We start from the raw sequence: 21,039 nt of genomic DNA, 5'->3' as shown, positions 1-21,039 counted from the left end.
AAACGAATGTAATAATAAGAAATTATAAACGTTTACGGCAATCCGTATTTATACGGAATTTTTAATAAGATATTCTTCATTACATCACAAAACAACAAAAAAACCTCATCATTTCTGACGAGGTTTTATATTTTAAATTCAAGTAAATGAATTATCCTTGCTTTCTGTGGGTGCTTTTAGGAGCAGATTTTGCGGCAGAAGTTGCTTTTACTTTTGGTGCTGCTGGTTTTTCTGCTTTTGGCGCTTTTTTAGGCGCTTCTTTTTCTACGTTTACTTCTTCCGTTGCTGCTTCACCTTCCAAAGTTTCTGGCTCTGCTTTTACGAAGCTTTCCGGCGTAATGTATCCTGCTTTCTGAAGGATGTTGTACCACTGCGCCAGTTTTTTGATGTCTGAAGCATACACTCTTTCGGTATCGTAGTTCGGAAGAGAAGCCGTCATGAATTCTTTCAGTTCAGCATCTGTTGCTTTATGGTGGATCGCTTCTTTGTAATCGTAGTTTTTAGCAATATTTTCAAAAACTTCGAACAACGGAACTTCTTTATCAAAGGTAAACATCGCGATGTTATCCAATAAACTTACCTGACTGGAGTTTCCAATGCTTACTTTTTTCTTCGTGGTAACGTCTTCAATAATAAATCCGTTTCTTAATTGTGAAACTAATTTGAAAAGTCCTGGTTTTCCTGAAATTGAAATTATTTTTTCTAACAGCATAATTTTATTTTTTGTAAATTCTGCAATCGGCATTCCGCCTTTTGCTATTTAATATTTTTTTTATTTTAATTCAAACTTTATTTTGGAAATCTCATCTTGTAACCGATGCTTACATCACCCTGAGTAATTTTCGACAGTTTCCCTTTTACAAGCTTCTTTTTCAAGGCGCTTAAATGGTCTGTAAACAAAATTCCTTCTATGTGATCGTACTCATGCTGAATTACGCGGGCTCTAATATCGGAAAAAGTTTCTGTATGTTTTACAAAATTTTCGTCATAATATTCGATCACGATGGTTCCTTTTCTTTTTACATCTTCTCTTACATCCGGAATAGAAAGACATCCCTCGTTGAATTTCCACTCTTCGCCGGATTCTTCAAGAATTCTGGCATTAATAAATACTTTCTTGAATTCTGCCAGTTCATCCTTAATATCCTCATAATCTTCATCTTCTGCCAAAGGACTTACGTCGATCACAAAAAGACGGATATCCAGTCCGATCTGTGGAGCAGCCAAACCAATTCCGTTGGCGCTGTACATGGTTTCGAACATGTTGCCTATCAATTCCTGTAGTTCGGGATAATCTTTGTCTATATCCTTCCCTACTTTTCGTAAAACTGGGTCACCAAAGGCTCTTATCGGTAAAATCATCTTGTTCTTTGTTCTAAAAAATTCTGCAATATGATGGTTGCGCTTACTTTATCTATTAATCCTTTTTCCTGTCTTTTCTTTTTATTCTTTCCGCTTTGGGAGATAAAAAACGAAGCCATTTTGGAGGTAAATCTCTCGTCGAAGCGGTGTACTTTTATCATCGGAAATTCTTTCTGAAAAACTTCAATGAATTTTAAAATATCTGTTTCCACTTCGGATACATTCCCCTTTAAATCTGTCGGAAGACCGATCACCACTTCATCCACCCGATTTTCACCGAAATATTTCGTCAGAAAATCAATAATTAATGAAGTCTGCACCGTCTCCAGACCGCTCGCAATAATCTGCATATCATCCGTTGCAGCAATGCCGCAACGAGCTTTTCCGTAGTCTATTGCAAGGATTTGTCCCATAGGTTTGCAAATTTAGTAAATTTTAATGATTTTATTCCAAACACAGTTTTTTTTATAAATCAATGTTTTAATCCGCTAATTTTTTTATAATTTTAATTCTTCAAAAACAAAATTATGAAGAAACTCATCCTCGTAAGACATGCGAAAAGCGACTGGCCGGAAGAAACGGAAGACTTTGACAGACCTTTGGCAGACAAGGGTTTAGAAGAAGCAATGCATATGTCCCGATTCATGAAAAACAATAACGTAGCGATCGATTACTTTGTATCGAGCCCCGCAGTACGCGCACTGAATACGTGTAAAATTTTCAACCAGGCTTACCAGATCAGCATTAATACGAATGAGAAACTTTATAATCCTTCCGAAAGCAATTTCGAATCCGTAATCTACGATCTGGACGACAGCCACGAATCGGTTGCCTTCTTCTCTCACAACAACGGAATTTCCAATTTTGCAAATTCCATTTCCGAAGATATTTTCCATTTTCCAACCTGCGGTGTTGCCGGTTTCGAGATCGACTGCAATTCGTGGTCGGAATTCGACGGAGCCAAAAAGAAACTGCTGTTTTTCTATTCTCCCGGAAAAATTTAATTAATAGTCTGTAAAAATTCCCTCCTTTGGAGGGGTGGCGAAAATTCGAAAGAATTTTTGACGGGGTGGTTTTAGAATGTAGATAAGTGAATTTGTGAATGGCGAATTTAACCACAAAAGTCGCAAAAGATTTTAACGCATCTATAGAATATGTAAAGTTCTCAAAAGAATAAAAATCAAAGATTTTTAAAAACTAATGTGTTCTAAAATATTCGCAAAGCTTGATTAATCTAATGTGACTTATGTGTTAAAAACTTTTTGAACCTTTATAAAAAAGCCTAAATAAACTTAATCAATAATTTTGGCTAAAGCCTTTTTGCTATCCTCCGAAACAAAAAGACGGGCTAAAGCCCGTCCCTATTGATAATCACATTGAGTGATTTTTCCCAAATTATTTTCTTCTCAGATCCAGATCATCAAAATCAAAACTGAAATCTGTAACGTCTGAAATAGGTTTTAATCTTGCAGATTGAGCTTTTCCTGTTTCATCATAATCGAAAATAATATACGCATCGGCATCGTAGCTTCTGTCGTCCCATTTGATGATGAATGAATTATTGGAATACGGAAGAAGTTCCCCTTTTAAACGTGGAGAACTTTTGCAGGAAATTCTGTAGATACTTCCCTGCTGCGCAATTTCCACATCACCAAACCACTGATCGTTGTACATTCCTACAAACTGCTCCGGTTTTGGCTGTAAATTTTTATCTTTTTTAAATGTTTCAGATTTTGCAAAAGCTTCTTTTTTCTGCTTATCAAAACTTTCTTCCATTTTTTTCATCCGGTCGCCGTAGGTTTTCAGCCAGTTGCGGTCTGCAATTCCCAGATAAGAATCTTTCACGGTATTGGTAATCGTGTTGAAAGCCGCTCCCGATTGCTGGTTTGTTAAAACAACAATTCCAAGCTTCATATCCGGAATCAGCGTAAACTGCGTTACCGTTCCGATCAGTCCTCCTGTATGCTGAACTTGTTTATGACCTTTCACATCGCTTAAAAACCAGCCCATTCCGTATCCGTAGAAACTGGTATCATAAGGATTTTTTGCCGCCACACCACTCGGAATCTGTAAACTCCACAACTGCTGAACGTTTTTATCTGAAACTAATTTTTTACCATCTCTCGTTGTGAAATTATTCAACAGGAATTCTGCCCAGGTTGTCATGTCTTTAATATTACTCATAATTCCTCCGGCTGCGTTGGCTGTTTCGTTCCAGTCGTGAGGAACAGCGATAGCTTTTCCGTCTACCGGTGCATGAGCATCAATTTTGTTGGCAACGGCTTTAGCTCTGTTATAGCTTCCGAAACTGGATCTCATTCCTACAGGTTTCATAATGCGCTGTTCAATAAATTCTGCCCAGCTTAAACCTGAAACTCTGTGGATTACTTCTCCGGCTACGATAAACATGATGTTATTGTAGTCTAAAGTTGTTCTGAAAGGATTTTCAGGCTTTAAATATCTTACGTTGTGAACGATATCGTTTACCGTTAAATTTCCGCCTTCCGGAAAGAACATTAAATCTCCCTGTCCCAGACCTAATCCTGCTCTGTGTGTCACCAGATCTTTAATGGTAACATTCTGCGAAACATACGGATCGTACATCTGAAATTCAGGAATGTATTTTGAAACTCTATCGTCCCAGTTCAGTTTTCCTTCATCTGCTAAAATTGCCAAAGCGGTGCAGGTAAAACCTTTGGAATTGGAGGCGATTCCAACCAATGTATTGTCGTCCATCGGTTGTTTGGAAGTTAAAGAACGTACCCCAAAACCTTTGGAATAAATTACCTTTCCGTCTTTGATCACACCAACCGACATTCCCGGAACATCGAAAGTTTTTAACGTATTCTGGATCAATTCATCCAGTTTTTTCTCTTCAACCTGCGCATTCGCAATCCCAACCGATAAAAGAAGAAGGAAAAAAGAAAGTTTCTGCTTCATTTTTAATTTTTTTCAAATGTAGTAAATAATGCGGTTTAAACATTTCATATTATCTCTAATAACAAAAAGTCTGTTTAAACTTTTACTTAACCGAAAAAGCAACAAAAGATGAACTAAACTTTGATTTAAAGCTTTGATTATTAATTTGTATTGATTCTACGAAACAAAATACTGAAATTTAAAAAGAACTTATCTGCAAAAGATTCTTCATTTCATAATGCTTCGCAAAATTTCATTCTGAATGACAGTTCTGAACCTAAAATTATAAGTTGGTTTAAACTAATTTTAAAATCCAGCAAAGAGAAAAAATCTTTGATTTTTTTAACTTATGTGCTCTCTTTTTCCATTTAAGTAGTAAACTTAAACAACTAAAGTGTTAAATCTTTTGCATCTTTTGTGGTAAAAAAAGCTTAAACAAGTTTATATTAATGAATGTCATTACAAGCCTCAAGGAATAACAGTTATCATTAAAGATGTTTATAAATCCTAAGAAAAAATAATTTCAAATCTTATCTTTGCAGAGAATTTTAAATAATGACGAAAATCCTAATCCTTTCCGACTCTCATTCATATATCGACGACCGTATTTTAGAATATGCAGGTCAGGCGGATGAAATCTGGCATGGCGGAGATTTCGGAAGTATGGATGTCATCGAGCAGCTTGAAAAGATAAAACCGCTGAAAGGAGTTTACGGAAATATCGACAATGCGAAAATCCGTTCCGAGTTTCCGGAAGTGAGTCGTTTTATGTGCGAAAATGTAGAAGTTCTGATGATTCACATCGGTGGTTATCCCGGAAAATATACGTCTTTGGCAAAGCAGGAGATTGCTGAAAAAGCTCCGAAGCTGTTTATTTCAGGACATTCGCATATTTTGAAGGCAATGTTTGATGAAAAAAACAATCTTCTCCACCTGAATCCCGGAGCGTGCGGAAAACAGGGATGGCATAAAATGCGGACAATGATGCGCTTTGTAATCGATGATACGGAAATAAAGGATTTGGAGGTTATTGAATTGGGACCGAAGTTTTAAACACAAGTTTCACAAATTTCATCACCAATATCACGATTTAAGAATGTAGAAATTTGTGAAATTATTTGTGTCTGTTGTGTTTTATAAAAAAATTTATGAAAATAGGCGATAAAGTTTCTGTAGTAGATGAAGATTTGAGCGGGGTGGTTACTTCCGTGAAGGGAAATATCGTGGTTTTTAAAGATGAATACGGTTTTACGCATCAATATCCAAAAGAGAAACTTGTTCCGAAAATTTTGGATTTTTATGAAAATACACCCATCATAAAAAAAGCGGAGCCGAAAAAAATAATTTCCAAAGCACATCAGAAAAATCATTTGGTTCTTGATCTTCATTTTCATAATTTAGTTAAAAATCCAAATGATTATACCAGTTTTGAAAGACTTTTCATCCAAAAAGAAAGACTGGTGGAAACCATCAACTTTTGCAGAAAACATAATCTGAAAAGGCTGGAAATTGTACACGGAATCGGAGACGGAGTTTTGCAGAAAATGGTATTCGATACGTTGGAAAGCCAGACGAATGTGGATTTTTATAATAAGGAAATACTTCATCATCAATCGGGTGCGGTAATGGTAGAATTTCACTAAATTTGCAGGAATCAAATTATGAATATACTTAATTTACTTTTTACCAAAGACGGATTAATCTACCAGATTGCTAAAAATAAGAGCATTGTGGAAGAGAAATCGTATTTCGTGGATGAAGAATCTCCGGAACACTTTATTTCGGATATGCTGGATAAAGTTCTTCTTCTGCAGAGATTTGATGAGATCCATGTGATTTCCGCGCTCAATCATTTCACGCTGATGCCGGAAGGTTTTTCGGAGCATGAAGCAGGATTTGATCTTATCGCTTTCAACGCTCCTGTGGATAAAGAAAAAGAAGAACTGATGCTTTCAATTAATGAAAAGTTTAAAATTCAGTTTTATTATACATTCCCGAAGCATTTTTATAAAAAGATTAAAGAACTCGCGCTGCCTGTTCAGTTTAATTTTTCCGGTGAAAAGTTTTTAAATTCCATTAATAACAAAAACAGCAAAGAAATTCACATCAACCTGTATCATAACCAATGTGAGTTTTTCGCGATAGACAACAAAAAAATTATTTTATACAACAATCTGGATGTAAATTCTGAAGTAGATTTCCTTTATTTCGTGATGTTTACTTTAAGCAAGATCGGTTTCGGAATCAATGAAACCAATTTCTACGCGTACGGAGAAACTACTGAGAACGAAACGTTTATTTCAGAGCTTCAGAAATTCGTCAAGAATCTGAAAATTGTATTTGATAATATTCCTTCTAAAAACTTTATATTAAATTAGGTCTCAGGAAACAGACGACAGGTATTCGTTCCTAAAACCTGCAACCTCTTACCTACAATCCAACAACTAAAAAAATGTATAGAATCATATCCGGCAAATGGAAAGCCAAAAAAATCGCAGCTCCGAAGAATTTTGATGTAAGACCGACCACGGATTTTGCCAAAGAAGCACTTTTCAGTATTCTGGAAAACACCTACGATATGCAGTCGGTTTCCGTGCTGGATCTTTTTGCGGGAATCGGTTCTATTTCGTTTGAATTTGCTTCAAGAGGATGTCAGGATATTACGTCCGTAGAAATGAATCCGAAACATACTGCTTTTCTTAATTCTACCGCTTCCGAACTTGGATTCAGTCTGCAGGTGAATGTTCAGCGGGGTGATGTTTTTGACTGGCTGAAGAAATTCAGAAACAAAAAATCTTTTGAAATTGTTTTCTCCGATGCTCCTTTCGAAATGGAAGAAAAAAAGTATCAGGAAATTATTTCTCTGGTTTTAAACAACAAATACCTGAAGGAAAACGGAATTCTAGTGGTAGAACACCAAAGCCGAATGAAATTTGATCATCCGAATTTAATCGACACCCGAAAATACGGTAATGTAAGCTTCAGCTTTTTTGAACCGAATAGGGATGAAGCCTGATTTCTTGGCTCTTATAATTGGGCTTCTATTTATACCTTTTTTATTTTTATTTTTCAGAAGCCTTTTTTTCAAATTCACATCTTATAAAATAATCTTTAGAATTTGTATTGCTTTATCAATTTTAGGCATAATAGCTTTACTAATAACAGATACACCGCAGAATAAGCCAAACTTTTATCTATTCTTATTCTGCCCTATATATCAATTTATTCTTTTGCATTTCAGTTTAAATATTTTTAGAAAATACAACGAAAGAGATCCAATTGATGCTCCCAGATTTTCTTCATTTGATTATGATAATGACAGGCTTTTTTACTTTACCTATATGATGTTGAGCTTATGTTTGCCAATAGCTGTATTAGCTTATTTTTTTCATTAGTTCACAATTTCTACTTTGCTGGAATTTTGTACCGCACTTTCGCCCCATTTTGCAATTTCTTTTAAAAGAGGAAGCAGCGTTTTCCCGAAATCCGTTAAGGTGTATTCTACCATTAAAGGCGGCTTTTCTGTATACACTTTTCTGTCGATAATATGATCTTCTTCAAGCTGTTTCAACTGTAAACTTAACGTTCTTTCTGTAATTGTGGGAATTAATTTTCTTAGCTCGTTGTATCTTTTTGCTCCATCAATCAGATAAAACAAAATAACCGCTTTCCATTTTCCGCCGATAAATCTCATGGTAACTGTTGTACAGCAAGGATATTCTTTATTATCTATGGAATACATTTTTTTCATACTATCATTTTAGACCGTTATTGCAAATATATCAAACATACATTAATTTTGTAACTATAAAAAATATAGTATAAAAATTATGAGCTTTTTAGAAAAAATGAAATCGAGATATACCGTAAAAAAGTATAATCCTCAAGGTACAATAAGTGAAGAGCAGATTCAGCAGCTTAAAGAAATTCTGCATTTAAGTCCATCTTCCATTAACAGTCAGCCATGGAATTTTGTATTTGTATCGGAACCGGAAACAAAAGCAAAGCTTGCCGAAGCCTCTTATTTTAACAAAGAAAAAGTATTGGACGGAAGTCAACTTATCGTTTTTCAGGCACTTAAAAACCCTGCAGATTTTGAAAAGCAGATTGAAGAACATCTTCCGGAAGGTTCGGTAACTTACTATAAAACTTTTGTAAAACCGAAAGGAGAAGCGGAGATCAGATCGTGGCTGAAACATCAGGTTTATCTTTCATTGGGCGTTTTGCTTTCTGCGTGCGCAGATATGGGAATAGATTCTACTCCGATGGAAGGAATTGAAACTGAAAAGTATGATGCTATTTTGAAGAACGAAAAATACGAAAGTGTTTTTGCCGTAGTGATTGGCGTAAAGTCTGAAGAAGATAAAAACCAGCCGGTTCGTACCCCGAAAAGAAGACTGGAAAGACAGCAAGTAATTTTGGAAATTTAATTTATTTAAATGCAAAGATTAATATAATCCCCAAAATTATTTAAGAGAGCAAAGAGTGGCGACAAAGTCGCTTATGAAGTATGCTTTATAAAATCAATTTTCAATTGATTAATTCTTAGCTCACTAAAAATAAACTTTGAAAAATAAATCTTTGCGTTAAAGAATCTTATATAGAAAAAGCTGTTTCAGATGGAGACAGCTTTTGTTTTTTATAATACTTTTAATTCTAAATCGATGGTTTTTCCGAAGAATTTCTTCGAGATTTTTTCGAAGTTTTTCGTTAAATCCGAAAGATAGAAATGGTAATTCGGTTTCAGATTCTGCTCATTCAGCAGATGATATTTATCGAGGATAATCTTCAGGTGGTTCGCCACAATATTCGGAGAATCAATTACTCGGACACGATTTCCGTAATATTGCTTGATTTCATCAATCAGCAACGGATAATGCGTACAACCCAAAATTAAGGTCTCAATATTCTTTAATTTACTGTTGCTTAAGTAATTGTAGATAATCGCATGCGTAATCGGGTGATTTTTAAAACCTTCCTCAATAGCAGGAACCAATAAAGGTGTTGCCAGTTCATCCACCTTGATCCATTTATTGTGCTTTCTGATGCTTTTTTTATACAACCCTGAATTCACAGTAGCTTTCGTTGCAATGACACCCACATTATTATGGATTTCATAGGAAACTTTTTCTGCAACCGGATTAATTACGTCAATCACAGGAACTTTTCCTGCAACAGACTGCATCACTTCATTCAGCGCATTTGCCGTTGCCGTATTGCAGGCAATAACAATCGCTTTACAGTTTTGCTCCAACAGAAAATTGGTGATCTTTGTAGAATATTCGATAATCGCTTCCTTCGATTTTTCACCATACGGAAGATGTTTGGTGTCACCAAAATAGATCAGATCTTCATTCGGAAGAAGTCTTTTTATCTCTTTGGCAACTGTAAGTCCGCCCACTCCGCTATCGAAAATTCCGATAGGCTGCTTCGGGGAAAGATGCGAATAATCCTGCTTTTTAGTTTTCAAAATTGAGCTGAAATTTTATACAAAAATAGTGAAATTGTTGGATGCAGAAGATGGATGTTACAAGTTTTTCACAAACCGTTCTTCCGACTCCCGACTTTAGATTTCCATCTTAGACGATGAACAGATCCGAAGCAATTCCGTCTGCCATAAACCAGTGTTTTTCCGGAATTTTAAGGTGGTTATTTTCTGTTACCAGAATTCCTTCTTCCAGCTTTGATTTGATTTCATTCTGAAAATGTTCTAAAATGCTATCATTAAATTTCTCCTTTAAGCTTCCCAGATCAACGCCCCACATTGTTCGTAAGCCAATCATAATCATTTCATTAAACTGATCGTTTTGCGAGAGAAATTCTTCTTCTTTAGCCAGAAGATTTGAGTTTAATTTTTTGATATACTGCTGATTGTTCGCGACATTCCAGCCTCTGACATCAAAACCGTTATAAGAATGTGCAGAAGGACCAATTCCCAGATATTCTTTATATTTCCAGTAGGAAGAATTGTGTCTTGAGTAAAATCTGGGTTTGGCAAAATTCGAAACTTCATAATGCTCAAAACCATTATCTTTCAGAAAATCCGATAAGTAGTAAAATTCTCTGTTTTGTTCTTCTTCCTTCGGGCTTTTTACTTTCCCTTTTGAGATCCAGTTTTCTAAAGCCGTTTTCGGCTCAACCGTTAAAGCATAAGAAGAAATGTGCGGAACTTCAAGTGCAATGGTTTTATTTAAATTCTCTTTCCAGATTTCCAGATTGGAAGTTGGCGAACCGTAAATTAAATCAATGCTTAAATTTTCAAAACCAAAATCCTGCGCTCTTTTGATGGAATCTTCGGCTTCGTTTGCAGTGTGTGTCCGATTCATTAATTTCAGATCTTCTTCAAAAAAACTTTGGGTTCCGACTGATAATCTGTTTATCGGAGATTCCGACAGTCCTTTCAGAAAGTTCTTATCCAGATCATCGGGATTCGCTTCTAGAGTGATTTCAATATCCTTTTCAAAAGTAAAATGTTTTAATACCTCATCAATTAAAGATTTAATTTCATCCGGCGAAAGAATGGAAGGCGTTCCGCCTCCAAAATACAGTGACTGTAAGTTTTTGTTTTGCAACTCATCTTTGCGGAGAAAGATTTCTTTCTTCATCGCAGCCAGCATTTCATCCTTAAAATTTAAAGATGTTGAAAAGTGGAAATTGCAATAGCAGCACTTTTGCTTGCAAAACGGAATGTGAATGTAAATCATAAAAAAAGCCCTGAAAAAATTCAGAGCTCAAATTTATTTAAATTAAATCAATTAATATCTATAACCTCTGTGGTTAATGAAGTTATCAAAGTTATATCCTAACCCGATCATGAAGCTGTTTCCTCCATATTCCTGAATATCAGACAAACCTAAGTTGTAAGTAGCTCCAATCATGAATTTGTTGAATCTTACTTTTACAACCGGAGCGATTTGTAATTGCTGGCTGTCGAATCTGTTTTGAACAGATCTGTAGCTTACCCCGAAAGAGAATGCATTGATGTCGTTAAAGAACGTTGCCATTAAGTTATAATCAATCGTTCTTGTAGAGTTTGTGTTCAGGTTAATTAAAGCTGAAGGTGTGAAATAGATGTTATCACCTACATGCCAGTCATATCCTAAGTTTAAGAAAAACTTGATTGGAGAAGGCTCACGTCCGTTTACGATCGCTTCATCGTTGGTAAGTGCGATATCGTTAACTGAAACTCCTGCGAAAATATTTCTGTAGGTAGCCTGTGCTCCGAAGTTTGCATATGCCATGAAAATATTACTTTCACTTCCCTGCAATAATGGATCTGAAGCATCCTGTGTGTTAATTTTTGAATAATCAAAATTCATGTTGTAGAAGCTAACGCTTGTACCGAAAGAGAACTGATCTTTTCTGTCTCCGTCGCTGCTAAGAGGAATAAAATATGAAGCACCTGCTGTAATACCACCTGCAGAAATAGGGCCGTTGCTGTCTCTGAATACAGATAAACCTGCTCCTACTCTATCAAAAATGTTCGCGTTAATCCCTACCGACTGAACGTTTGGAGACTCACTGAACTTCGAAAATTGCTGCTGATAGTTAAGATTAAGCTGCACATAGTCGGTCTTTCCGTATTGTGCCGGGTTGAACAAAAACTCACCGTCTAAAAGATACTGTTGATAGTACGGTAAAGTTTCTTGTGCTTTGTATGCATTTGACAAAAGAGCTAAACATACGATAGCATATAGTTTTCTCATAACAAATCTTGATTTCAATTCAACAAATATAAAAAAATTCTCAATATATTTTTAGTTTTCTAAATAATTTCTCCATTTTTTTACAGCATCCGCCATATCTTTCGGCATTGGGCTTTCAAAATATAATTCCTTCTTGGTAGTGGGATGTATAAATCCTAAAGTATGGGCATGAAGCGCATGTCTGGGTAAAATCTCAAAGACATTTTTTATAAACTGCTTATACTTAGGAAGATTCACTCCACGGAGAGGGGTATGCCCTTCATATCTTTCATCATTGAATAAAGTATGACCAATATGTTTGAAATGCGCTCTGATCTGGTGGGTTCTTCCGGTTTCAAGCTTACATTCTACCCAGGTCATGTATTTAAATCTTTCTAAAACCTTGTAATGCGTTACCGCATGCTTTCCCTGGCTTCCGTCTTCATACGTATGCATCTGCATCCTGTTTTTCGGGTGACGACCGATATGACCTCTTATTGTGCCTTCATCATCCTGTACATTTCCCCAAACGAATGCCCAATACAATCTTTTGGTTTTTCTGTCGAAAAATTGTTTTGCCAGAAAGCTCAGTGCATATTCATTTTTTGCAATCACCAATAATCCGGAAGTGTCTTTATCAATTCTGTGCACCAGTCCAACCCTGTCAAGATCGGATTTTTCGCCATTCTGTTCAAAATGATACGCCAAAGCATTCACCAAAGTGCCGTCCCAGTTTCCGAATCCCGGGTGTACTACCATTCCCGGATCTTTATCTACAACGATAAGATCGTCATCTTCGTATACAATATTGATGGGAATATTTTGCGGAATGATAACATTTTCCCGTGGAGGGTGCGCCAGAAGCACCGAAACCTGATCTCCCGGTTTTACGCGATAATTCTGTTTTACCGCAACACCGTTCACAATAACATTTCCCGCTCTGCAGGTCTGTGAAATTTTATTTCTGGAAGAATTCTGACGGAAAATCAATAAAAACTTGTCGATCCTCAACGGTTCCTGACTTTTGTCTACCGTGATGTTAAGGTGTTCATACAGTCCTTTATTTTCTTCATCAATATCAAGATTATCGATACTGTTCTGATCTAATAATTCTTCGTCCAAAAAATCTTCGTTATCTTCTGCCATTGTTTTATCTTTTATACAAAAGGCTTCAACATAATGAAAGTTGAAGCCTGTATTTTTTATAATATTTATCGTTTTATTCTATAACCATCTTTTTAGCTTTAGGCTTTTCTGCAGGTTTTGCAGGAGTTGCTGCAGATTTATTGCTGCTCGCTGGCTGGTTATTACCAGAACTACTACCTGTATTAGAAGTAGTAGTCTTTGGTTTATTTTCAGTTACCGGTTTCGTTGATTTTACCGTGGTTTTAGAAGCATCTGTTTTTGCTGCATCTGTAGACGGTTTAGGGGTTTCCCTTTTCGGAGTTACAGGCGGCGGAGGAATATCCTGTGACGGTTCCTGACGAACTGGCATTTCCTGATACTGGATTGGAGGCAGAGCAGTGTCTACTTTCATTCTGTAGGTAGAATTCAGCTGTTCTATTTTTGCACTCAATTCAGCCAGTGTTTTCTTACTTGCCCAAAGATCAATCTGCATTCCCTGATCCCGGACATCTCCGGCTGCAGGATCCTGATAATAGATAACATCAGATTCATCTTTGCTTCCGTCTTCGTGGTCCACAAGACCCACTTCAAACATACTTCTCGCAATAACCTGTCTCGCTTCCTTCACTGTTAATCCCACTACATTAGGAATCGCTATATTTCGTAATGGTCCTGAACCAATAACTACATCCACCACAGAGAATCTCGCCAGTTTAGTTTTTGGTTTTACTTCATTTCCGTTATATAAAATTCGGATAACCGCATCTTTCTGAATGCTTGGCTCGAAGATGGTGTCTCCAACTTTCAGACCTACCTGTTCCAAACGCTGGAAAGCAAGACCTGAATATTTATTGATTACATCCGGAACTTCAACTTTAGCCCAGGTTCTTGGATTTACTCTTAACTGGATCGCTCTTCCGTCTTTTACACGGGAACCCGGAACCGGATACACCTGTAACACCTGAAAAGGTCTGTATTTGGGATCATAGTTAAAACTGTCCACTTCATATTCCAATCCCGAATCATCCAATATTTTGATGGCTTCCTGTACAGATTTATTAACGATATTTGGAACGGGAATTTCCTGACCATGATTGGTATGATATTCTAACCAACGAAACGTAAGCCAAACCAACCCCACAAAAACACCGATGGCTACGACTAAGTTCAGTAAAACTTTCCAATTGAAAAGTGATTTAAGCATACTTAAAATGACTATAATTAGACAGCAAATATAATTAATAATTTTAGAATGTGCTTTTAATTTAACACATTTCACTTTTGATTTTAAAATTTCAGGATTTACGTTTACGCGTTGTATAAAATCATTAAATTTGCCTTAACTGATACTAAACAAAAATGAGCAAAAAACAAGTTGCCGTAGTGATGGGAGGCTATTCAGACGAATATGTTGTATCATTGAAAAGCGGACAATTAATCTATGATTCTTTAGACAGAAATCTTTACGATGTATATAAAGTAGTTATCCTGAAAGATGAATGGTATTTTTTAGGCGAAAATGAGCAGAAATTTCCTGTAAACAAAGGAGATTTTTCTGTGACTTTACATGAAAATGAAACATTGAAATTTGATGTCTGCTTCAATATCATCCACGGAACACCGGGCGAAAACGGAATTCTTCAGGCGTACTGGGACGCGATCGGACAGAAATATACGGGATGTGATTTTTATCAGAGTGCTTTAACATTCAATAAAAAAGATACTTTAGCGGTTCTTTCAAAATACGGAATTCCTTCTGCGAAGAGTGTTTATCTAAGAAAAGGAGAAGAAATTAAGGTTGATGAAATTATAGAAACTCTTGGCTTGCCTGTTTTTGTGAAACCCAATCAGTCGGGATCATCTTTGGGGATTTCTAAAGTAAAAGAAAAGGCTGAATTCCTTGCTGCCACTGAAATTGCTTTCAAAGAAGATGACGAAATATTAATTGAAAGTTTTCTTGACGGAATGGAAGTTTCTGTGGGTGTGATCGATTATAAAGGAGAAACAATTGTTCTGGGAATTACAGAAATCGTTCCTACCAACGAATTTTTTGACTATGAAGCCAAATACGAAGGAGCTTCTGAGGAAATTACACCAGCAAGAATCGACGATGAAACAAGAATCCGCGTAGAGGAAATTGCAAAAAGAGCCTACAATTCTCTTGGGATGAGTGGTTTCTCAAGAAGTGAATATATTCTGATGAACGGAATTCCTTATATGCTGGAAATGAATACGAACCCCGGATTTTCTCCTGCAAGTATTCTTCCGCAGCAAGCAAAAATCTACGGAATTTCCATCACAGATCTTTGCGGAAACGAGGTTGAAAAAGCTTTACAAAAAAATTAAAAGGCTGAAAGATGAAGGATAGAAGCCGGCAGTTTATCTCTCTATATTTCTCACCTCATCTTTCATAATTTATAACTATAATTTATCACGCATGAAAATTGCTGTTTTTCCGGGGTCATTCGATCCGATTACTTTAGGACATTACGATATCATTGAGAGAGCGGCACCGCTTTTTGATAAACTGATTATTGCTATCGGGCAGAATTCTCAGAAAAAATATATGTTTCCGCTAGAGAAAAGAATGGAATTCATCCAAAACTCAGTTGCAGAATTCCCAAACGTGGAAGTAGATTATTTTGAAGGTTTGACTGTTGATTACTGCTTCGAAAAAAATGCACAGTATATCATTAGAGGTTTAAGAAATCCTGCGGATTTTGAGTTTGAAAAAGCGATTGCTCACACCAACAGAACTTTAGCGCACAAAAAACTGGAAACGGTATTTTTATTGACCTCTTCCGGAAAGTCTTTCATCAGCAGCAGCATTGTAAGAGAAATCATCAATCACGGCGGAGAATATGAGCTGTTGGTTCCGGATTCGGTGAGAGTGCAATTATAAGTAATGAGTAATGGGTAATTAGTAATGAGTAATTTTTACAACTATGGATTTTAATCAGTTATTTAGAGATCGAACTAAAGATTTTTCGATTTCCATTATTAAATCGTTATCACCATTACCATATTCTGATGATCTTTCAGTAATCAGAAAACAAATTATAAGATCAGCAACTTCTGTAGCTGCTAATTACAGAGCAGTTGCGAGAGCAAGATCCGAAAAGGAAAGATTTGCTAAAATCTGCATTGTTGTAGAAGAAATTGATGAAACTCAATTCTGGTTAGAAATAATTGATGAGCTGGAATATTTAGATTCCGGAAAAATCTCACATTTAAGATCAGAATGTGATGAATTAGTAAAAGTAATGACTGCTTATAAATTTAAATTATCTCAAAATACAACACTGTAATCATATTACTTATTACCGATTACTCATTACCTATAACACATGCACGAACAGTTTAATTTTGCCATAGAAGTTTTGGGAACGATATCATTTTCGATGTCGGGAAGTTTTGCGGCAATGCAGAAACGGCTCGATCCTTTCGGTGTTCTGATTATTGCTTTTGTAACTTCTGTCGGCGGTGGAACCGTGAGAGATCTTCTGCTTGATATTCCGGTTTTCTGGATGCATGATTTACTTACGTGCGCATTGATTATTCTGACCAGTATTTTCACCATGATTTTTAAATCTTTTGAAAAAAACTTTCGGGTTACTTTATTTATTTTTGACAGTTTCGGGCTGGGATTGTTTACGATTATTGGCGTTCAGAAGGGTTTAAATGCAGATATTCATCCATTAATCTGTATCGGATTGGGAACAATTACAGGTTGTTTCGGTGGAATTATCAGGGATATATTGCTCAACAGAATTCCTTTAATTTTCAGGAAAGAAATTTATGCAACCGCTTGTATTGTGGGAGGTTCAGCTTTTTTACTGCTGACAAAATTTACGACTTTAACGTATACTATCGTTCAGATTTTCACCATTCTATTAATTGTTTCCATAAGAACTTTAGCCGTGAAATATCATTGGCAAATCCCGAAATTTTACGGGTATGAGAATAACTCTGAGATGTAACTGCCGATTTATTTGGCTGAAGCCGTCAACTTTGCACCCATAAGCCGGGCTAAATCCCGTCCCTATTGATAACAAAAAAGCACCTAAAAAATTTAGATGCTTTTATTTTTGATCAGGTTATTCATTAAAAGAATTTCCCTCTGTTTCTCATATTCGGGTTATGCATATGTTTCTGCATCGTTGGCATTTTCAATTGCTCCTTCATCATTTTAATCTGGTCGGTCATCATTCCTGCACTGTCTAATCGTTTTGCTTCGTCCAGAAGTTTTTGTCCTTCCTGTTTTCTTCCTTTAGAAATTGCTGCTGCAGCAAGATTTAAAGTTGCCATAGCTCTGTCATGCTTCATGTTAAGACCATACTCCAAAGCTTTTTTCATGAAAGGTTCCACTTTTGTAGGATGATCCTGAGCTTGTGTTAATCCCATTAAATAGTGGAAATATCCATACTGCGTTTTATGAAGTTGTTTTTTGTAATCTGTGATATTTTTAAGCCACTCTCCTGCTTTTTCCATATTCTGCTTTCTCAACTGCCAGAAAGCCAAAAGAATATATTCATTTTTAAAGAAAAGCAGAATAGGTGCTGCAGCCAAAAGGAACACAACGATTCCCCAGCCTAAGTTTCTCGTAAAGAACATCATATACAGTCCTAAAAGAATAAGAACCGCTGCAACTGCAATTTTTATATATTTATTCATTATTAAATTTTAGAAGTGCAAAGATAAGAAATTTAAGATTCAAAGTTTAAGGTTCAGCGTCTAAAGTTTCGTATTAAATCCTGAACTGAGAACTTTAAACATTAAATTCTTTCAAACGTTTGAAAACAGAAATCATACTGATTTTTTTCGTCTTTCTCATGGCAGATTTCGTCTGTTTTTTTCCAGATCTTCGGATCGATTTTTGGAAAAAAAGTATCGGCTTGAAGATCAGCTTTTACCAAAGTTACTTCCAGTTTATCAACAATATCCATCGTCTGTTCATAAATTTTTCCGCCTCCGATGATGAAAACTTCTTCATCTATCTTTTTAGCAAATTTTACGGCTTCTTTAATGCTTCCGACGATTAAAATCCCTTCTTCGAACCAGTCGGTTTTTCTGGACACAACAATATTGGTACGGTTGGGAAGCGGTTTCCCGATACTTTCATATGTCTTTCTCCCCATGATCACCGGATGTCCCGAAGTAATCTCTTTAAAATGTTTCAGATCTTTAGGAAGATGCCAAAGCAACTGATTTTCAAAACCAATTTCGTTCTTCTCTCCCATTGCCACCACAATTGTTGTCATTCAAATAAATTTTTACAAAATTAGCACATAATTTGTATATTTGGTTAGCACAAAACATATTAAAAAAATTCAAACTATGAAAAATAAAGGTTGTCTGAGCGCAGGAACTATTGGTATCGCTCTACTTATTATTGTCGCAGTTATTTTCTTCTGGGGCAAAAGTGGCTACAACAGCTTTGTAGACAAGGAACAGACGGTTAATGCAAAATGGTCTAACGTAGAAACTGTTTATCAGAAAAGAGCAAATCTTATCCCGAATCTTGAAAGAACGGTAAAATCTTATTCCAAATTCGAGCAGGAAACCTTAACGAAAGTTGTTGAGGCACGTTCTAAAGCAACTTCTATCAATATTGATCCTACCAATATGACTGAGCAGGATATTGCTAAATTTCAGGCTGCACAGGGAGAATTATCCGGAGCTTTAAGCAGATTGATGGCAGTGGTGGAATCTTATCCTAATTTAAAAGCAGATCAGCAATACATTAATTTCCAGAGAGAGTATATCGCGATAGAAAACAGCATCAGAACAGAAACTGTTTACTACAATGATGCAGCAAAAGATTATAATGTATCCATAAAGCAATTCCCGAATAATATTCTGGCGAATTTCACCAACTTTAAAGAAAAACCTTTGTTCAAAGCGGAAGCAGGAGCAGAAAAGGCACCTGAAGTATTCTCGGAATAATGGCAACCAGTTTCTTAACAAATCAGCAGATAGCTTCCCTCGTGGAAGCTATTCAGTCAGCAGAAGAAAATTCTACCGGCGAGATCAGGGTGCATATCGATTCCAATACGGATGAAGACAATGCAGAAATAGCTTTCAAAGTTTTTGAAGAGTTATGCCTGAATAAAACCAAAGAAAGAAATGCGGTGCTTTTTCATGTCAATTTCGAACAGAAATATCTTACCATCATCGGAGATACCGGAATTCATGCAAAAGTAAGCCAGTCTTACTGGGATCATCTGCACGACTATATTACGTCTGAATTTGCCAAAGGAAATTATTATCAGGCTTTAAAAAGCGGAATTCTGGAAACCGGACTGGAACTAAAAAAATATTTTCCTGTAACGGGAGAAAATCACAACGAACTTCCTAATGAAATTACGTTCTCTTAAAATAGTTTTTTCATTTTTGCTGTTATGCTTTTACACTTTTGTATCGGCACAATATACCATTCCTCCAAAACCAGACGTTCTGTATCCCGTTTATGACGATGCCAATCTTCTGAAGAAGGAGGAAAAAGATGCGCTTAATAAAAAACTGATCGCATTTGCAGACTCTACCTCAACAGAGATTGAAGTGGTTATTATTCCGTCTACAAAAGGAGAAGACATTAATTTTCTGGCAACCATGTTTGGTGAAAAATGGGGAATCGGAAAAAAAGATGTCGACAACGGAATCGTTTTCCTTATTGCAACCGAAGACCACACCATGTCTATCCAGCAGGGAAGAGCGGTGGAACAATATCTTACCGCATCTGTTGCCGGACAGATATTGGACTATATTGTGACTCCTCATTTTAAGCAAGGCGAATGGTACGAAGGCATTAATGGCGGGACATCGGCAATTATGGAAGCGGTTCAGGGGAAATTTAAACCTTTGAACAACCGTGAAAGCGGAAATGGAGACGGAAGTATTTTTAAAATTATCATCATTGCATTTGTTATCTTCATTATTATTGCCATCCTATTCGGAAACAAAGGAGGAGGAAAAGGCGGCGGAAATTATGACGACGACGATGTAATACTTTCCAGAAGAGGTCGCAGAAATTATCCGGGTGGATTTTTCCCTTTTCCGGGCAGCTTTGGCGGCGGTGGATTTGGTGGTGGAAGTTCCGGAGGCGGAGGCGGCGGTTTTGGAGGCTTCGGCGGAGGCGGAAGTTTCGGAGGCGGCGGTGCTTCAGGAGGTTGGTAGAATTTTAGTTTCTGTTTTAAATTTCTCAGTTTTTAAATTGAAATAAACAAATACAATAAATAATCGGTCATTTTGATCGATTTTTTTATTTATCAGCTTTTTAAAATTTTAATACGTTAAAAATCAAACTCATTTATTCCATTTATATCATTAAAAACATCCTTTTTACTATTAAAAAATTATTAAACTGCTACAAAACCCTCCTTTACTTCAAAAATTTTTCATTATATTTACGTAAAACAGGTTTATGAAGAAGACGTTGGTAGTTTTTGCGCATCCTTATTTAGAGCATTCCAACTCGAATGCAGAGCTCATTAATTTCTATGTCCGTCATCAGCATTTTACCCTTCGGGATATTTATGAAGAATATCCTAATTTTCATATTGCCGCTTTCAGGGAAAGAAAAAGAATAAAAAATTACGATCGTTTTATTTTCCAGTTTCCGCTCATCTGGTTCGGAATGCCGCCTTTGTTAAAACTCTGGATCGATGAAGTTTTCGACCGCGACTGGCTTAAAGAAGATCATCACAATCCTTTGGAAGGTAAAGAAGTTTACATTCTGGTAACCACAGGCGGAAAAGAAAGATCGTTCAGCAAGGAAGGAACGTATAAGTTTACGGTAGAGGAACTCATCAGCGGACTTATCGTCTCTCTGAATGTTTTTAAAGCGAACATTAAGAATATCAAAATCGTTTACGAAGCCAACAAACTCTCAAAAAAAGAAATTATCGTACACAAACAGCAGTTTGTAGAACTTCTCAACCAATAAAAA

26 protein-coding genes are annotated in these 21,039 nt (G+C 36.3%); 14 read left to right on the top strand and 12 right to left on the bottom strand.

The features are described 5' to 3' along the window. Positions 1–151 precede the first annotated feature (151 nt). The 3 genes from KKI44_RS17775 to ruvX form a co-directional block, all read right to left on the bottom strand. Entirely contained in the window at positions 152–712 is a 561-nt protein-coding gene (locus KKI44_RS17775) for a DUF5606 domain-containing protein (protein WP_076393145.1), read from the bottom strand. 77 nt (positions 713–789) lie between these two features. Beyond that, on the bottom strand, positions 790–1,362 hold the full coding sequence (def, locus tag KKI44_RS17770) for a peptide deformylase (protein ID WP_087705801.1): 573 nt from the start codon (positions 1,360–1,362) through the stop codon (positions 790–792). Beyond that, positions 1,359–1,775: a Holliday junction resolvase RuvX gene (gene ruvX / locus KKI44_RS17765; RefSeq protein WP_116098477.1), complete on the bottom strand. Its 417-nt coding sequence runs from the start codon at positions 1,773–1,775 to the stop codon at positions 1,359–1,361. The genes def and ruvX overlap by 4 nt, the downstream gene beginning before the upstream one ends. A 114-nt stretch (positions 1,776–1,889) precedes the next feature. Between ruvX and KKI44_RS17760 the strand changes: the two genes are divergently transcribed. Further along, positions 1,890–2,366 carry a SixA phosphatase family protein gene (locus KKI44_RS17760; protein ID WP_214588554.1) on the top strand — a complete coding sequence of 159 codons (477 nt, stop codon included), beginning with the start codon at positions 1,890–1,892 and terminating at the stop codon, positions 2,364–2,366. 391 nt (positions 2,367–2,757) lie between these two features. Here the strand turns inward: KKI44_RS17760 and KKI44_RS17755 are convergent, their stop codons facing one another. Next, the gene (locus tag KKI44_RS17755; RefSeq protein WP_214588553.1) at positions 2,758–4,302 is read right to left on the bottom strand and encodes a serine hydrolase; all 1,545 of its coding nucleotides are present in this window, start codon (positions 4,300–4,302) and stop codon (positions 2,758–2,760) included. Between the two features lie 534 nt (positions 4,303–4,836). On the opposite strand from KKI44_RS17755, the gene KKI44_RS17750 reads away from it, so the two are divergent. From KKI44_RS17750 to KKI44_RS17735, 4 genes are all read left to right on the top strand, one after another. Then, positions 4,837–5,334: a metallophosphoesterase family protein gene (locus KKI44_RS17750; RefSeq protein WP_214588552.1), complete on the top strand. Its 498-nt coding sequence runs from the start codon at positions 4,837–4,839 to the stop codon at positions 5,332–5,334. A gap of 95 nt (positions 5,335–5,429) precedes the next feature. Continuing rightward, positions 5,430–5,924, top strand: coding sequence for a Smr/MutS family protein (locus KKI44_RS17745; protein WP_214588551.1), 495 nt, complete (start codon positions 5,430–5,432; stop codon positions 5,922–5,924). Between the two features lie 18 nt (positions 5,925–5,942). After that, the gene (locus tag KKI44_RS17740) at positions 5,943–6,659 is read left to right on the top strand and encodes a DUF3822 family protein (protein ID WP_214588550.1); all 717 of its coding nucleotides are present in this window, start codon (positions 5,943–5,945) and stop codon (positions 6,657–6,659) included. A gap of 74 nt (positions 6,660–6,733) precedes the next feature. After that, complete coding sequence (locus KKI44_RS17735; RefSeq protein WP_214588549.1) at positions 6,734–7,297, top strand: RsmD family RNA methyltransferase; 564 nt, start codon at positions 6,734–6,736, stop codon at positions 7,295–7,297. 375 nt (positions 7,298–7,672) lie between these two features. Here the strand turns inward: KKI44_RS17735 and KKI44_RS17730 are convergent, their stop codons facing one another. Next, positions 7,673–8,023, bottom strand: coding sequence for a winged helix-turn-helix transcriptional regulator (locus tag KKI44_RS17730; protein WP_076393147.1), 351 nt, complete (start codon positions 8,021–8,023; stop codon positions 7,673–7,675). 88 nt (positions 8,024–8,111) lie between these two features. Here KKI44_RS17730 and KKI44_RS17725 point away from each other — a divergent pair, with 88 nt between their 5' ends. After that, positions 8,112–8,711, top strand: a complete 600-nt coding sequence (locus KKI44_RS17725; protein ID WP_214588548.1) for a nitroreductase family protein — start codon at positions 8,112–8,114, stop codon at positions 8,709–8,711. A gap of 209 nt (positions 8,712–8,920) precedes the next feature. Here KKI44_RS17725 and murI read toward each other — a convergent pair whose 3' ends face one another. The 5 genes from murI to KKI44_RS17700 form a co-directional block, all read right to left on the bottom strand. Beyond that, positions 8,921–9,751 carry a glutamate racemase gene (gene murI / locus KKI44_RS17720; RefSeq protein WP_214588547.1) on the bottom strand — a complete coding sequence of 277 codons (831 nt, stop codon included), beginning with the start codon at positions 9,749–9,751 and terminating at the stop codon, positions 8,921–8,923. 109 nt (positions 9,752–9,860) lie between these two features. After that, positions 9,861–10,985, bottom strand: coding sequence for a radical SAM family heme chaperone HemW (gene hemW / locus KKI44_RS17715; RefSeq protein ID WP_214588546.1), 1,125 nt, complete (start codon positions 10,983–10,985; stop codon positions 9,861–9,863). Between the two features lie 51 nt (positions 10,986–11,036). Further along, a complete protein-coding gene (locus KKI44_RS17710) occupies positions 11,037–11,987 on the bottom strand; it encodes a type IX secretion system membrane protein PorP/SprF (RefSeq protein WP_214588545.1) in 951 nt (316 codons plus the stop codon). Positions 11,988–12,038: 51 nt separating this feature from the next. Further along, positions 12,039–13,112: an RluA family pseudouridine synthase gene (locus tag KKI44_RS17705; protein WP_214588544.1), complete on the bottom strand. Its 1,074-nt coding sequence runs from the start codon at positions 13,110–13,112 to the stop codon at positions 12,039–12,041. A 73-nt stretch (positions 13,113–13,185) separates the two neighbouring features. Beyond that, the gene (locus KKI44_RS17700; protein ID WP_214588543.1) at positions 13,186–14,295 is read right to left on the bottom strand and encodes a PASTA domain-containing protein; all 1,110 of its coding nucleotides are present in this window, start codon (positions 14,293–14,295) and stop codon (positions 13,186–13,188) included. Between the two features lie 155 nt (positions 14,296–14,450). On the opposite strand from KKI44_RS17700, the gene KKI44_RS17695 reads away from it, so the two are divergent. The 4 genes from KKI44_RS17695 (at position 14,451) to KKI44_RS17680 (ending at position 17,071) form a co-directional block, all read left to right on the top strand. Next, positions 14,451–15,437 (top strand): D-alanine--D-alanine ligase, encoded by a 987-nt coding sequence (locus tag KKI44_RS17695; RefSeq protein WP_214588542.1) that lies wholly within the window; start codon positions 14,451–14,453, stop codon positions 15,435–15,437. Between the two features lie 91 nt (positions 15,438–15,528). After that, entirely contained in the window at positions 15,529–15,993 is a 465-nt protein-coding gene (gene coaD / locus KKI44_RS17690; protein WP_076393087.1) for a pantetheine-phosphate adenylyltransferase, read from the top strand. Between the two features lie 43 nt (positions 15,994–16,036). Further along, positions 16,037–16,399, top strand: coding sequence for a four helix bundle protein (locus KKI44_RS17685; protein WP_214588541.1), 363 nt, complete (start codon positions 16,037–16,039; stop codon positions 16,397–16,399). A gap of 39 nt (positions 16,400–16,438) precedes the next feature. Further along, positions 16,439–17,071: a trimeric intracellular cation channel family protein gene (locus tag KKI44_RS17680; protein ID WP_076393091.1), complete on the top strand. Its 633-nt coding sequence runs from the start codon at positions 16,439–16,441 to the stop codon at positions 17,069–17,071. A 124-nt stretch (positions 17,072–17,195) separates the two neighbouring features. On the opposite strand, the gene KKI44_RS17675 is transcribed toward KKI44_RS17680, so the two are convergent. Further along, entirely contained in the window at positions 17,196–17,765 is a 570-nt protein-coding gene (locus KKI44_RS17675; RefSeq protein ID WP_214588540.1) for a DUF2892 domain-containing protein, read from the bottom strand. Positions 17,766–17,866: 101 nt separating this feature from the next. Beyond that, the gene (locus KKI44_RS17670) at positions 17,867–18,352 is read right to left on the bottom strand and encodes a dihydrofolate reductase (RefSeq protein WP_214588539.1); all 486 of its coding nucleotides are present in this window, start codon (positions 18,350–18,352) and stop codon (positions 17,867–17,869) included. A 76-nt stretch (positions 18,353–18,428) separates the two neighbouring features. On the opposite strand from KKI44_RS17670, the gene KKI44_RS17665 reads away from it, so the two are divergent. From KKI44_RS17665 to KKI44_RS17650, 4 genes are all read left to right on the top strand, one after another. Next, on the top strand, positions 18,429–19,037 hold the full coding sequence (locus tag KKI44_RS17665) for a LemA family protein (RefSeq protein WP_214588538.1): 609 nt from the start codon (positions 18,429–18,431) through the stop codon (positions 19,035–19,037). Further along, the gene (locus KKI44_RS17660; RefSeq protein WP_214588537.1) at positions 19,037–19,468 is read left to right on the top strand and encodes a TPM domain-containing protein; all 432 of its coding nucleotides are present in this window, start codon (positions 19,037–19,039) and stop codon (positions 19,466–19,468) included. Before KKI44_RS17665 ends, KKI44_RS17660 begins: the two co-directional genes overlap by 1 nt. Further along, on the top strand, positions 19,449–20,267 hold the full coding sequence (locus KKI44_RS17655) for a TPM domain-containing protein (protein ID WP_214588536.1): 819 nt from the start codon (positions 19,449–19,451) through the stop codon (positions 20,265–20,267). The genes KKI44_RS17660 and KKI44_RS17655 overlap by 20 nt, the downstream gene beginning before the upstream one ends. A 247-nt stretch (positions 20,268–20,514) precedes the next feature. Continuing rightward, positions 20,515–21,036 (top strand): NAD(P)H-dependent oxidoreductase, encoded by a 522-nt coding sequence (locus KKI44_RS17650; protein WP_214588535.1) that lies wholly within the window; start codon positions 20,515–20,517, stop codon positions 21,034–21,036. Positions 21,037–21,039 lie beyond the last annotated feature (3 nt).

Origin of the sequence: Chryseobacterium sp. ZHDP1, assembly GCF_018603435.1 — a bacterium.
Lineage (GTDB): Bacteria > Bacteroidota > Bacteroidia > Flavobacteriales > Weeksellaceae > Chryseobacterium > Chryseobacterium indicum.
Note: the sequence above shows the minus strand (reverse complement) of the source record. Positions and strands in the feature narration are given on the sequence as shown.

What these genes read in the sequence shown, in the direction of transcription:
- KKI44_RS17775 (WP_076393145.1), bottom strand. Translation starts at nt 712, where the DNA reads ATGCTGTTAGAAAAAATAATTTCAATTTCAGGAAAACCAGGACTTTTC.
- def (WP_087705801.1), bottom strand. Translation starts at nt 1,362, where the DNA reads ATGATTTTACCGATAAGAGCCTTTGGTGACCCAGTTTTACGAAAAGTA.
- ruvX (WP_116098477.1), bottom strand. Translation starts at nt 1,775, where the DNA reads ATGGGACAAATCCTTGCAATAGACTACGGAAAAGCTCGTTGCGGCATT.
- KKI44_RS17760 (WP_214588554.1), top strand. Translation starts at nt 1,890, where the DNA reads ATGAAGAAACTCATCCTCGTAAGACATGCGAAAAGCGACTGGCCGGAA.
- KKI44_RS17755 (WP_214588553.1), bottom strand. Translation starts at nt 4,302, where the DNA reads ATGAAGCAGAAACTTTCTTTTTTCCTTCTTCTTTTATCGGTTGGGATT.
- KKI44_RS17750 (WP_214588552.1), top strand. Translation starts at nt 4,837, where the DNA reads ATGACGAAAATCCTAATCCTTTCCGACTCTCATTCATATATCGACGAC.
- KKI44_RS17745 (WP_214588551.1), top strand. Translation starts at nt 5,430, where the DNA reads ATGAAAATAGGCGATAAAGTTTCTGTAGTAGATGAAGATTTGAGCGGG.
- KKI44_RS17740 (WP_214588550.1), top strand. Translation starts at nt 5,943, where the DNA reads ATGAATATACTTAATTTACTTTTTACCAAAGACGGATTAATCTACCAG.
- KKI44_RS17735 (WP_214588549.1), top strand. Translation starts at nt 6,734, where the DNA reads ATGTATAGAATCATATCCGGCAAATGGAAAGCCAAAAAAATCGCAGCT.
- KKI44_RS17730 (WP_076393147.1), bottom strand. Translation starts at nt 8,023, where the DNA reads ATGTATTCCATAGATAATAAAGAATATCCTTGCTGTACAACAGTTACC.
- KKI44_RS17725 (WP_214588548.1), top strand. Translation starts at nt 8,112, where the DNA reads ATGAGCTTTTTAGAAAAAATGAAATCGAGATATACCGTAAAAAAGTAT.
- hemW (WP_214588546.1), bottom strand. Translation starts at nt 10,985, where the DNA reads ATGATTTACATTCACATTCCGTTTTGCAAGCAAAAGTGCTGCTATTGC.
- KKI44_RS17710 (WP_214588545.1), bottom strand. Translation starts at nt 11,987, where the DNA reads ATGAGAAAACTATATGCTATCGTATGTTTAGCTCTTTTGTCAAATGCA.
- KKI44_RS17705 (WP_214588544.1), bottom strand. Translation starts at nt 13,112, where the DNA reads ATGGCAGAAGATAACGAAGATTTTTTGGACGAAGAATTATTAGATCAG.
- KKI44_RS17700 (WP_214588543.1), bottom strand. Translation starts at nt 14,295, where the DNA reads ATGCTTAAATCACTTTTCAATTGGAAAGTTTTACTGAACTTAGTCGTA.
- KKI44_RS17695 (WP_214588542.1), top strand. Translation starts at nt 14,451, where the DNA reads ATGAGCAAAAAACAAGTTGCCGTAGTGATGGGAGGCTATTCAGACGAA.
- coaD (WP_076393087.1), top strand. Translation starts at nt 15,529, where the DNA reads ATGAAAATTGCTGTTTTTCCGGGGTCATTCGATCCGATTACTTTAGGA.
- KKI44_RS17685 (WP_214588541.1), top strand. Translation starts at nt 16,037, where the DNA reads ATGGATTTTAATCAGTTATTTAGAGATCGAACTAAAGATTTTTCGATT.
- KKI44_RS17680 (WP_076393091.1), top strand. Translation starts at nt 16,439, where the DNA reads ATGCACGAACAGTTTAATTTTGCCATAGAAGTTTTGGGAACGATATCA.
- KKI44_RS17675 (WP_214588540.1), bottom strand. Translation starts at nt 17,765, where the DNA reads ATGAATAAATATATAAAAATTGCAGTTGCAGCGGTTCTTATTCTTTTA.
- KKI44_RS17670 (WP_214588539.1), bottom strand. Translation starts at nt 18,352, where the DNA reads ATGACAACAATTGTGGTGGCAATGGGAGAGAAGAACGAAATTGGTTTT.
- KKI44_RS17665 (WP_214588538.1), top strand. Translation starts at nt 18,429, where the DNA reads ATGAAAAATAAAGGTTGTCTGAGCGCAGGAACTATTGGTATCGCTCTA.
- KKI44_RS17660 (WP_214588537.1), top strand. Translation starts at nt 19,037, where the DNA reads ATGGCAACCAGTTTCTTAACAAATCAGCAGATAGCTTCCCTCGTGGAA.
- KKI44_RS17655 (WP_214588536.1), top strand. Translation starts at nt 19,449, where the DNA reads ATGAAATTACGTTCTCTTAAAATAGTTTTTTCATTTTTGCTGTTATGC.
- KKI44_RS17650 (WP_214588535.1), top strand. Translation starts at nt 20,515, where the DNA reads ATGAAGAAGACGTTGGTAGTTTTTGCGCATCCTTATTTAGAGCATTCC.